The sequence below is a fragment of the Bacillus silvicola genome (assembly GCF_050524305.1).
GTDB lineage: Bacteria > Bacillota > Bacilli > Bacillales > Bacillaceae_G > Bacillus_A > Bacillus_A cereus_AT.
Map to the genome: position 1 here is coordinate 397,851 of NZ_JBNGVC010000001.1, position 11,892 is coordinate 409,742.

Genomic DNA, 11,892 nt, shown 5'->3' on the forward strand with positions numbered 1-11,892 from the left:
AACGATTCAGTTTTTTCTTAATATATTTACAACAGCAGTCATTTCATTATTTTCTTTATAAACACGTGGAATTCTTCTGTCTAACATACATGTAACTTCATAGTTAATTGTCCCTAACATATCTGCTATTTCTTCTACCGCAATTTCTTCTTCGCCTTGTTTACCATAGAATACAACTTCATCTCCAACTTGTACTGGCATTGCTTTCGTAACATCTAGCATAAGCTGATCCATACAAACACGGCCAATAACAGGTACTCGAACTCCGTTTATTAGTGCATGTCCTTTATTAGACAACTGACGATTATAACCATCCGCATAACCAATCGGGACAGTTGCAATCCATTCTTCACCCGTTGTTACATACGTATTTCCATAACTAACACCACGTTTTTTCTTCGCATGTTTAACATGAGCTACTTTTGATTTTAAAGACAACGCTGGTTTTAACGCTACAACAGTATGATCAACTTCTTTCGAAGGATACATTCCATAGATTCCAATACCGACACGAACCATATTTTGAAATGTGTTGCTAAGTTCCATTGATCCTGCACTGTTTGAACTATGAATATATGGAAAATGAATTCCCAATTCTTTTGCTGTATTTACAGCTTTTTCGAATAAACCTGTTTGCATATTCGTATATGCTTTATCAGTTTCATCAGCGGTAGAGTAATGTGTAAACATTCCTACCACTTCCACATACTCCATACGGTTTAATTCTTCTAAAAATGGTTTCACTTCTTCTTCTTGTAAACCGATACGACTCATTCCTGTATCAATTTTCACTTGAATTTGTACTTTCTTTTGAAGACGGTTTGCAATTTCATTTATACTTTGTAAATCTTCAATTCTATAAACAGTCATCATAACGTCATATTGAATTGCATCTTCCACAGCTGCTACTGATGTATAGCCCAAAATTAAAATCGGGACAGTGATTCCAGCTTCTCTTAATTCTATTGCTTCATCTACAAATGCAACTGCAAGTTGGTTTATTCCTGCTTCGATAGCAGACTTGGCAACTTCAACTGCTCCATGGCCATACCCATTCGCTTTTACAGCAGCCATCATTGTAATATTTTCATCATTCACATGTTTTTTAAATTCTTTTACATTATGTTTTACAGCATTTAAGTCAACTTCAACAATTGTATCTCTTCCATATTTCAAGCTCATTGGTCTAACTCCTAACTCAATAATTACATTCCATTCTATTTCACGTTTCATATGACCTTTTACAATATAATACTTTTCAATATGCTAGTCAAACTACTAGAATTTTCGGAATTTTGAGTATGATATAATACCCTTAAGAAACTATTATATACGGAGATGAGGAGAATTACAATGTTTGTACAATCTGCGTTGCACCAACTTAAAGTTGCTGTCGATACTTCTATTCAAATACTGAACCAATATACTGAAAGTGATTTAATAATAAAACCGATTGAATCAAAGCGTTCATTATTTGAAATGTATACACATCTTTCCCTTATTTTCCATGCGGATTTGCTCGTATTAAATGGTATTTCGGAAAAAGAGTTACATACCTTTTATATAGAACAAACACCAAAAACGATTACTCAAATGCAACAAATGATGATAAAAGGGTACGAACTACTTTCTAAAACTTTCTTATCCTATTCCAATGAAGAGTTAGCGGAAATTATGACTGCTTATTGGGGTATTTCTTATTCTCGATTCGAATGGTTGCTTGAAATCGTTGCACACTTTTATCATCATCGCGGACAAATTCATATTTTATTGTGCGAGCACATTAAAGATCCTAACATACCTTTATTTCAATAAAGGTATGTTAGACGACATGAAACTTCTCTAAGGCAAATAAAATACCACCTTCACTCGCCTTCTTTGTAACGAAATCTGCCCTTGTTTTTAACTCTTCTCCGCCATTCCCCATCGCAATTCCTAATCCTACATACTGTAACATCTCAATATCATTCCCACCATCTCCGAATGCAATTGCTTCTGACTTACAAATTTTTAGATGTTCCAATACCTTTTGAATTGCAGTTAGCTTCGATACTTTATTATCTTCCAACACATTCATAACGTAACCATGAAAACGTTCAAACGTAAGTGCTGGATATCTTTCAAAGAATTTTTGAGCTTCTGTTTCATCAGCATACAGACATACACAATAAATCTCTTCTGATAAGTTTCTAATTTTGTCAGGATAATGTTCTAAATTTAACGTTTCATTTAATGCTCGTATTACACGTTCGTCTTCTGAGGCAATACCATTCATTACAAATTCTTCTGTAAAATAAGAAACACTATGACCATGTAATTCAGCAAAACTTGAAATATCATGAACAATTTCACTTGAAAGTACCGATTTATGTACAACTTCATCAGCACATTTTATATGTGCACCATTTGCAGAAATAAACGTATTTATGCCCAGCTCTTTAAATTGTAAGCATAAACTATATGGTCTCCCTGTTGTAACAACTACGTGAATTCCTTTATCTATTAACCTTTGTACCGCTTCTTTTGTGCTTTCATGCATACTTCTATCAATCTCGCTTAAAAGAGTACCGTCAACATCAATAAATACAACTTTGTACATATCCTCTTACATCCTATCTAAATGATTTGTATCATTTATAAAATGAATAGTTTTCTGTTTATCCGTAAGTTCAATCAAGCTAATTCCCGTATCTCCCATTTTAAAATAATAGTCCATGCTAATTGGCATTTGGAAAAACGCTCGTAAAATACTATTTATTACACCACCGTGTGCAACAATTGCAATTCGGTCATATGTATTCTCTGTCACGATTTTAGAAAAGATTCCTTCTATTCTCATTCTAAATTCAATAAATGATTCCCCGTTTTCAAAACGATCATGGAGAAATTTTGGCTCTGGATATTTTTTCGCTTCTTCAAAGGATAAACCGGCTTGTACTCCATTATTAAACTCCATTAATTCTTCTTCTAGTTGAATTGGGCATCCGATTTCTTCCGCTAATGTTTCAGCCGTTTCTCGAGCACGTTTTAATGTGCTTGCCCAAATGAAATCTGGCGGGAAATCCGCTTTCACTTTCTGTACAAGTCTTTGTACTTGCTGTCTTCCCTTTTCTGTTAATTCAAAGTCAGCTCGTCCTTCATGTACATTTAAAATGTCGGCTTCTGATTCTCCGTGGCGTATTAGTAGTATTTGCATGCTTATTCCCCCTTATCAACTTAAAACCAAGATTAGATTTTAACATATTATTAAAAATTTTCAAAATAACAAAAGCAATCCCCATTCTAAAATGAATGAAAATTGCTTTTGTTAACACCTATTTTTCATCTAAACTAGCTTTAGACCTTCCTCCTACTCCCCAATGTGAACTCGGGATTTCATTCACTAAAACACGCACTCGTCCAACATCTACATCTAAGTTTTTCGCAACTGCCTCTGTAACATCAAATATTAGATTTTGAATTTGCTCCTGCTTTCTACCTTCTATTATTTGAATTTGTATAATTGGCATTTTTATCTCTCACTTTACTATTTATTCACAAAACATCGCTACACTTCCTAAATCATCAAATTGTGCAATTATGGAATCTCCTGCTTTAAATGCAATCGCTTCAGATAATGCTCCACTTAATACAATATCACCTTTTTTAAATCCTTCATTTTGTAAACCAAGTTTATTTACCGCCCAAGCAATTGCCTCTGCTGGATGTCCCAGCACTGCTGCCCCCGTTCCAGTTGTAGCAATCTTACCATTTTTCGACATAACCATCCCTACACTAGCTAAGTCTATTTCTTTAGCATCCATCCATCTACTTCCCAATAAAAACTTTGAAGATGAACAATTATCTGCTATTACATCAGGTAATGTAAATTTAAAATTTAAATACCTGCTATCAATAATCTCTAAAGCTGGCGCAACATATTTTGTTGCCTTTAATACATCATCTGCTGTCACATTCGTTCCCTGTAAATCCTCACCTATTAAAAAAGCAATCTCTGGTTCTACTTTTGGATGAATCAATGTTTCGTATTGCAATGGCTCCCATTCGAACGCTAACATATCTTCCAATAAATATCCGTATATCGCTTCATCAATACCCATCATTTGTTGTTTTGCTTTACTCGTTAACCCAAGTTTCACACCAACTCTTTTAGAACCTTCGTTCATTTTCTGTTCAATTAAACATTTTTGTAATTTATAAGCATCCTCTACTGTTAAATCTGGGTGCTTATCCGTTACTTTTACTACTTCTTTCCTTTCCTTTTCAGCTTGAAGTAAATAGTCAATAATTTCTAAATCTGCCCCTTTCACTAAAGCCATATGTTACACCCCCATTTTTATCTTTGCTAATTCTGCCGCTACATCTAAAATCATATCCTCTTGTCCTCCAACTACTTTTCTTTTCCCCAGTTCTATTAAAATATCACGGGCATCTACATTAAATCGTTTTGCCGCTCTTTCAGCATGTAATAAAAGCTAGAGTATACACCAGCATATCCCATTACAAGACTACCTTTTTGAATTTCTTGTGGTGCTGGCAATAAAGGCGCAACAACATCCTCAGCCAAGTCCATCATCTTATATAAATCTATATCTAGCTTATATCCCATACGATCTAAAACAGCGAGCAATACTTCTGTTTGGGCATTTCCAGCTCCAGCTCCAAGACACCGCACGCTTCCGTCAATACGTGTCGCACCTTCTTCAATTGCCGCCACTGTATTCGCTACTGCAACAGAAAGGTTATTATGACCATGGAAACCAATTTCAATATTTAAAGATTGACGCAAAGCACGGATACGTTCACGTACTTCATGAGGCAATAAAGCCCCCGCTGAATCTGTTACATAAACTGCTTCTGCACCATAACCTTCCATAAGCTTTGCTTGTTCTACTAACTTTTCAACCGGTGCAGAATGTGCCATCATTAAAAAACCGCATACTTCCATTCCTAACTCACGCGCAAATTGAATATGCTGAGCTGAAACATCAGCTTCTGTTACATGCGTTGCTACACGAACAATTTTCGCACCAATACTTGCAGCTTGCTTTAATTCATAGATCGTTCCAATGCCGGGAATTAATAAAACAGCTACTTTAGCTTGTTTACACTCATCTACCGCTGCTTCAATCAGCTTCATTTCATTAACTAACGACTTTCCATATTGTAATGTGGATCCTCCTAAGCCATCCCCATGACTCACTTCGATATAATGCATACCAGCCTCATCTAATGCCCTTGTAACAGATCGAACTTGTTCTTCTGTAAATTGATGTTTCATTACATGGCTTCCATCACGTAAACAAACTTCCGTTATTTTCACTGGCATTTCACTATTTCGCCTCATTCATTACACCTCTTTTCTTCTCCGAAATGATTTGCACGGCAAATTCTTCACCTACTTTTAATGCCGCCGCTGTCATAATATCTAAATTACCGGCATAAGGGGGAAAATAATCTCCAGCTCCTTCAACCTCTAAAAATACAGTTACTCGATTCCCATCAAACATCGGCTCTTGTTTTAAAGAATAACCCGGAACATATCGCTTCACTACTTCAACCATCTTATAAATAGCTTCTTGGATAGAAAATTCATCCATATTTTCAACTTCACAATATACTGTATCTCTCATTAAAATAGGCGGGTCTGCAGGATTTAATATAATAAGTGCTTTCCCGCTGTCTGCTCCACCAACTTCTTCAATTCCACGCTTTGTGGTAATAGTAAACTCATCAATATTTGCCCGTGTACCTGGACCAGCACTTAAACTTGAAATTGTAGCAACTATCTCTGCATATGTAACATTTGCTACCTCATTAATAGCATAAACAATCGGAATCGTTGCTTGTCCCCCGCACGTAATCATATTAACGTTTTGCTTATCTACAAAATTATTATTTTGTATAGCAGGGCAAACGAACGGTCCATATGCAGCAGGTGTTAAGTCAATTACTATTTTTCCAAGTTCTCCTAATACTTTTGCATGATAACTATGTGCTTTAGCTGAAGTTGCATCAAATACAATATCAGCTAAACTTGGATTATCAATAATTGCTTGTATTCCATTATCAAAAACCTCGTATCCCGCTTCTTTTGCTCGCTTTAAACCATCCGATTCCGAATCTATTCCGATCATGGCATTCAGCTCTATGACTTCACTTTTTCTTAATTTATACATTAAATCCGTGCCAATATTACCTGATCCAATAATAGCTACCTTTACTTTCTCCACATCTATCCCTCCTTTTTCAATCCTTTAATCTATATGAAGGTAACAGAAACCGATCCGAGTGAACCGAAATCAGCTTGAATACTATCTTTACTATTTACTGAGACTGCACCAGATAACGCACCTGGTAAAATTAACTCCCCTGCTTTTAATCCAATATTAAACTCATGAAGTTTATTAGCTAGCCAAGCAACAGCTTGCGCAGGATGCCCTAATGCAGCCGCACCAGCACCCGTTGCAATTAAACTCTTATTTTTATAAAGTGTCATTCCGGTTGTACGTAAATCTACTTTATCAACACTAGAGAATGTATCACCAATTACAACTTTTGCCGACGATCCATTATCCGCCACTGTATCAGCAAGCCGAATTTTCCAATCAGCAATTCGACTATCAATAATTTCAAGTGTAGGCACTACATATTTCGTCGCCATTAGTACGTCAACATATGTAATATTAGGCCCATTTAAGTCTTCTGCTAAAACAAACCCTATTTCTGCCTCTATTTTGGGAGATACAAAGGAACTTATTGAAATTTCACTACCATTTTCTATCTTCATATCATCTAGTAAATGTCCATAATCTGGTTCATTTACCCCAAGCATCTGCTGCATCGCAACACTCGTAAGTCCAACTTTCTTTCCAATTACACAACGCCCATTCTCCAACTTTCTTTCTACTACTTCAAGCTGAATATTATAAGCATCCTCAACAGATAAATTAGCATATCTCTCAGTAAAAGGAGGTATCCCTACTCGTGAATTTTCAGCTTGTAATAGTTCATCAGCTAATTCTTTAATTAACAATTGCTTTCACCTCATTTTTTAAATTTATATATCCCCAATCAATGACATGATAACTAGCCCCCACCTAACTATTTTATTTCCATAAATGTCAGATGGGAGCTTTGAACTTTAAGTTAAAACATCACCTTTATAATTTCATCGTAACCGTCTTAGCTTCCGTATAAAATTCGAAACTATGACGTCCACCTTCTCTACCAATCCCACTCGCCTTCGAACCGCCAAATGGAGTACGTAAATCTCGAACATACCAACAATTAATCCAAAGTAAGCCTGAATCGATTTGTGAAACCACTCGTTGCGCTCGTCTAAGATTATTTGTCCAAACAACTCCAGCTAGTCCATAAATGGAATCATTCGCAATGCGAATTGCATCCTCTTCCGTTTTAAATGGAATAACAACTAGAACTGGGCCAAATATCTCTTCTTGCGCTACACGCATACTATTATCGACATCATATAGAATAGTAGGTTCATAAAAGTTTCCTTCTACTAGACTCTCCACTCTTTTTCCACCATAGGCTAATTTTGCCCCTTCTGAAATTCCTATTTCTACATAACGATCAACTGTTTCTAAATGAGATTTTGATACAAGCGCTCCCATATCTGTATCTTCAGAAAGAGGATCTCCCACTTTTATTCTTTTTACAGCCGCTACAAATTTCTCTAAAAACTGTTCATATACACTTTCTTGCACAAGTAATCTTGAACCAGCTAAACAAATTTCTCCTTGGTTCCGATAAATAGCTTCAATCGATCCTTGTACCGCTTCATCTAAATCTGCATCTTCAAATACGATATTTGCTGATTTACCCCCTAATTCTAACGAAACAGGTATTAAGTTTTCTGATGCATTACGCATAATTGTTTTTCCTGTATTACTTTCTCCAACAAATGAAATTCTTCTTACAGCTGGATGTGTTGTCATTTTTGTCCCGACAGTATTCCCTGGACCTGTAATAATATTAAGTACACCTGGAGGTAGTCCTGCATCATTTGCAATTTCACCGAGCATAACTGCACTTAATGGAGTATAGGAGGCTGGTTTGACAACAACAGTATTACCAGAAGCAAGTGCAGCTGATGCTTTCCACGTCATTTGCATAAATGGCAAATTCCAAGGAATGATTAAACTGGTCACTCCCGCGGGAGCATACTTTGCATATGACATAAAGTTATGTTTGTCATAATGCTCATGCACCATATATTTAGCCATTTCAGCAAAGAAGCGAAAATTATGAGCCGAACGTGGTATATCGAATCCTTTACTTTCTTTAATCGGTTTCCCAACATCAAGAGTTTCTATATACGCTAGTTCATCCACTCTTTCCATAATCAAATCTGACATTTTACATAAAATATTCGACCGCTCTTCCACAGGAATTTTACTCCAAATGCCGCTTTTAAATGTACGTTCTGCCACATCAATTGCTCTTTTTGTATCCTCTTCATTTGCCTTTGCAATAGAAGCAAGCTTTCTATTCGTCGCTGGATTGAACGTATCAAATGTTTCGCCAGATATGGAATCCACATATTGTCCATCAATAAACAATTTCGCATCTTTTACTTTCATTTTGTCAGCTAATAATTCTTTGTTCACCTTCCTTACCTCCTATTCCTCAATTTCTAAAACCATCTCAATTTCAATTGTTGTGTTATTAGGTAATTGAGCCATACCGACTGCAGATCGGGCGTGTTTTCCCTTTTCCCCAAAAATATCTACTAATACATCAGATGCCCCGTTCATTACTTTTGGCTGATTAATAAAATCTTCCGTACTATTTACAAAACCAAGCAGCTTTACAACTTGTTTCACCTTATTTAAATCACCTAGTTCGTTTCTCACAACACTCAATAAATTCAACATTGATTGTCTTGCTGCTTTATATCCTTCATCAATTGAAATATCCTTTCCTAATTTCCCATGATACTCATCTACCCCTTGTCCAGCAGTAAACAATAAGTTACCTACTTTTACACAACTCACATAATTTCCAACTGCTGGGCGGATAGCTGGTAGTGTGATTCCTAACTCACTTAATTTGCTCTCAGGTGTTTGTAATCTCTGCATATGCTACACCTCGTTTCTTTATATCAATATTTAAAAATCCCGCAGCATTCCCCCCAAGCATCGCTGCTTTTTGTTCCTCCGATAAACCGACTGTTTCATCAATCACTTTTCCCGGATCAACTTCTCGCAATAAAAATGGATAATCTGAACCCATGAAAATCTTTTCATGTCCAAATCTTTCAATCATATATTTCAAATTAATAGGATCATAATTTAAAGAATCAAAATAAAATTTCTTTGCATAATAACTAGGAGGGTATGTAGTCAGCCGTAAATGTGGCCATACTTTCCATCCTTGATCTAATCTTGGCAAAATATATGGGAAAGACCCTCCCCCATGTGCAAAACAAACCTTTAACCGTGGAAATTTCTCCATTATCCCACTACATATTAGTGTAGCTGCCGCAAGTGCTGTTTCACTTGGCATCCCAACTGTATACATAAAATTATGATGTGGCATTCTATCGCGCCCTAATGTTTCCCATGGATGAATAAAAATCGGAACTTGCCATTTTTCAGCCATTCGAAAGAATTCAATAAACGATGGATCATCTAAATTTTTACCATTTACGTTTGTGCCAATTTCAATACCATGTAAATTTAATTCCGTTATACAACGCTCCATTTCACGAATTGCAGTTTCTCCATCTTGCATCGGAACTGTTCCTAACCCTACAAAACGATCTGGATGTGCTGAAACTGTTTCTGCAATAAAATCATTTTGAATACGTGCCATACTTTCGGCTTCCTCTGGTTTTGCCCAATACGAAAATGTAACAGGGATTGGCGATAAAACTTGAATATCTACACCTTCACGGTCCATATCTTCAATTCTTTTCTTAGGGCACCAGACTTGGTCTGTAACGTCACGAAAGTTTTTACCTCCAACCATAATACTTGCACCACATGTACAAGTCCGATTTAATATCGGCCAACGACCGCCACCAAACTTCTCTTCAAAATCCGGAAAAGTTTCAGGAATAATATGTGTATGAAAATCTATTCGCACTTCCATTCCTCCACTTCTTCTGGCATAATGTGACCGCAGTTCTTACACGCTCGAATTTCCTTATTTGAATTAAAACTATGAATTGCTTCTTTTACTTGTTTTTCGATATCATTTAATTGAACACGTACACGATGCATTTCATGATTACACTCGTCACAGAACCAAACGAAATCCTCAAGTTCTCCTTGGCTACGTTTTCTTTCAATTACTAGCCCAAATGTATTAGCAACACGATGTGGTGAATGTGGTACCATTGCTGGCAGCATAAATACATCCCCTTCTTTTACTGTGACGACTTCCCGCTTACCTTCCTCTGTAATACACTCCACATAACATTCACCTTTAATTTGATAGAAAAATTCATCTGAAGGATCTACGTGGAAATCACGTCTTCTATTTGGACCACCTAATATCATGGCGATAAATTCCGAATCTTGCCAAATAACTTTATTATTTACTGGCGGCTTCAATAACTCCTTATTCTCATCAATCCATTTTAGTAAATTAAAAGATTGCAATGTTTTAGACATATTATTTCCTCCTCTTTATTCCTTCTATTTATATCGTTTTAAAAGACTAACCGAGTAAAGAGCTAGACTTTTGCAACTCTCCATGACATACATAATTTCTAATTCTTGTTGAAGATATTCGCTCACCTTCTCTTCAATGGCTGTTAATATTTGCGCCCCTTGAAAATAAAAACGTGGTGGTGGATCAAATGTATACACAACATTTGTTATCTTTAATTCCTTTGCCTTCTCAACAGCATTTTTAATAACAGTTTGATGGCCTTTATGTACACCATCAAAAGCACCAATTGTAACAATTGATTTCGTTAATTCAGGTATACACTGCTCATGTATATAAATGATTCTCATCTCTCTTCTTCTAGAGTTAGATTTCTAAATAACCAAATTCCTTTGAAATCAAATTTGCTGTATTCATCACACTTTGAATTATGATTTCACGTTTACTTCCCTGCATATATGATATGGGACCAACAATATTAAGCGCCGCAATAGTTCTGCCAGTATAAGATCGAATTGGAGCAGCAATTCCATATAGTCCATGTTCATTTTCATTATCACTAATTGAATATCCTTGTTTACGAATCTTCTGTAACTCCACTTGAAATTGTTTCACGCAAGTAATTGTATTAGGGGCTCGTCGTAAAAGTTCTTTTTCTGACGTACATTCTAATGAAGATGAATGAAACGAAAGCAACACTTTCCCTGTACTTGTACAATATGCAGGCTCTCTTGATCCAACATGTGTTGAAATTTGAACTGATTCCCTTGATGAAACTTTCAAAATAAATACGACATCACCACGATCATACATACCAATATGCACAGTCCCATTAAAATTTCTAACCAGCTCTTCTACAAGTGGAATTGCTCCGCTATAAATCTCTTGCTGAAACATAACCTGGTTTCCCCACTCTAACAATTTCCAGCCTAATCTATATTTTCTTTGCTCATCTTGAATGAGCATTCCTTCTGCACACAACGTACGAACAAGGTGATGAACCGTACTTGCATTCATATTTAGTTTTTCCGCTATTTCAGAATTACCTAGTACAGGCTCATCACTCGTAAAACAATTTAGAATTTTACAAATTTTACCGATAGAAGCGATCAAATCATTTACCTCCCCTATTCCAGTTACAGTTCTCTAGTTTTAGATGTTGTTAAAAATATAAGAAGATTTACATCCTAACAGTAAAATTCTTGTTATCATCTGTTGCTCCTTCCTTTTCCAAATAAAAATGTAAGCGCA

The 11,892-nt window shown here is 36.0% G+C and carries 13 protein-coding genes and 2 pseudogenes; 1 reads left to right on the forward strand and 14 read right to left on the reverse strand.

Annotated elements, in window-relative coordinates; genetic code table 11:
* Nucleotides 1-6: 6 nt before the first annotated feature.
* Nucleotides 7-1,182 carry an alanine racemase gene (gene alr / locus ACP6L7_RS02055; protein WP_097829695.1) on the reverse strand — a complete coding sequence of 392 codons (1,176 nt, stop codon included), beginning with the start codon at nucleotides 1,180-1,182 and terminating at the stop codon, nucleotides 7-9.
* Between the two features lie 171 nt (nucleotides 1,183-1,353).
* Between alr and ACP6L7_RS02060 the strand changes: the two genes are divergently transcribed.
* Nucleotides 1,354-1,815, forward strand: a complete 462-nt coding sequence (locus ACP6L7_RS02060; protein ID WP_097829696.1) for a DinB family protein — start codon at nucleotides 1,354-1,356, stop codon at nucleotides 1,813-1,815.
* 7 nt (nucleotides 1,816-1,822) lie between these two features.
* Here the strand turns inward: ACP6L7_RS02060 and ACP6L7_RS02065 are convergent, their stop codons facing one another.
* From ACP6L7_RS02065 to ACP6L7_RS02125, 13 genes and pseudogenes are all read right to left on the reverse strand, one after another.
* Complete coding sequence (locus ACP6L7_RS02065) at nucleotides 1,823-2,599, reverse strand: Cof-type HAD-IIB family hydrolase (RefSeq protein WP_097829697.1); 777 nt, start codon at nucleotides 2,597-2,599, stop codon at nucleotides 1,823-1,825.
* A 6-nt stretch (nucleotides 2,600-2,605) separates the two neighbouring features.
* Complete coding sequence (locus tag ACP6L7_RS02070) at nucleotides 2,606-3,196, reverse strand: histidine phosphatase family protein (RefSeq protein ID WP_097829698.1); 591 nt, start codon at nucleotides 3,194-3,196, stop codon at nucleotides 2,606-2,608.
* 118 nt (nucleotides 3,197-3,314) lie between these two features.
* Complete coding sequence (locus ACP6L7_RS02075) at nucleotides 3,315-3,509, reverse strand: 4-oxalocrotonate tautomerase (RefSeq protein WP_097829699.1); 195 nt, start codon at nucleotides 3,507-3,509, stop codon at nucleotides 3,315-3,317.
* Nucleotides 3,510-3,530: 21 nt separating this feature from the next.
* Nucleotides 3,531-4,319: a 2-keto-4-pentenoate hydratase gene (locus tag ACP6L7_RS02080; protein ID WP_097829700.1), complete on the reverse strand. Its 789-nt coding sequence runs from the start codon at nucleotides 4,317-4,319 to the stop codon at nucleotides 3,531-3,533.
* A 3-nt stretch (nucleotides 4,320-4,322) separates the two neighbouring features.
* Nucleotides 4,323-5,347: pseudogene (gene dmpG, locus ACP6L7_RS02085) on the reverse strand (4-hydroxy-2-oxovalerate aldolase).
* Nucleotides 5,334-6,233: an acetaldehyde dehydrogenase (acetylating) gene (locus ACP6L7_RS02090; RefSeq protein WP_098361929.1), complete on the reverse strand. Its 900-nt coding sequence runs from the start codon at nucleotides 6,231-6,233 to the stop codon at nucleotides 5,334-5,336. Before ACP6L7_RS02090 ends, dmpG begins: the two are co-directional and overlap by 14 nt.
* A gap of 29 nt (nucleotides 6,234-6,262) precedes the next feature.
* Nucleotides 6,263-7,036: a 2-keto-4-pentenoate hydratase gene (locus ACP6L7_RS02095; protein WP_097829703.1), complete on the reverse strand. Its 774-nt coding sequence runs from the start codon at nucleotides 7,034-7,036 to the stop codon at nucleotides 6,263-6,265.
* Nucleotides 7,037-7,163: 127 nt separating this feature from the next.
* Nucleotides 7,164-8,633 (reverse strand): aldehyde dehydrogenase, encoded by a 1,470-nt coding sequence (locus ACP6L7_RS02100; protein ID WP_097829704.1) that lies wholly within the window; start codon nucleotides 8,631-8,633, stop codon nucleotides 7,164-7,166.
* Nucleotides 8,634-8,645: 12 nt separating this feature from the next.
* Nucleotides 8,646-9,104: a RidA family protein gene (locus ACP6L7_RS02105; protein WP_097829705.1), complete on the reverse strand. Its 459-nt coding sequence runs from the start codon at nucleotides 9,102-9,104 to the stop codon at nucleotides 8,646-8,648.
* Nucleotides 9,082-10,119 carry an amidohydrolase family protein gene (locus ACP6L7_RS02110; RefSeq protein ID WP_097829706.1) on the reverse strand — a complete coding sequence of 346 codons (1,038 nt, stop codon included), beginning with the start codon at nucleotides 10,117-10,119 and terminating at the stop codon, nucleotides 9,082-9,084. Before ACP6L7_RS02110 ends, ACP6L7_RS02105 begins: the two co-directional genes overlap by 23 nt.
* Complete coding sequence (gene nbaC / locus ACP6L7_RS02115; RefSeq protein ID WP_088058417.1) at nucleotides 10,104-10,643, reverse strand: 3-hydroxyanthranilate 3,4-dioxygenase; 540 nt, start codon at nucleotides 10,641-10,643, stop codon at nucleotides 10,104-10,106. Before nbaC ends, ACP6L7_RS02110 begins: the two co-directional genes overlap by 16 nt.
* A gap of 119 nt (nucleotides 10,644-10,762) precedes the next feature.
* Nucleotides 10,763-10,991, reverse strand: a pseudogene (locus ACP6L7_RS02120) (adenylyltransferase/cytidyltransferase family protein); the annotation flags it as partial.
* Between the two features lie 16 nt (nucleotides 10,992-11,007).
* A complete protein-coding gene (locus ACP6L7_RS02125; RefSeq protein ID WP_097829707.1) occupies nucleotides 11,008-11,754 on the reverse strand; it encodes an IclR family transcriptional regulator in 747 nt (248 codons plus the stop codon).
* Between the last annotated feature and the right edge of the window lie 138 nt (nucleotides 11,755-11,892).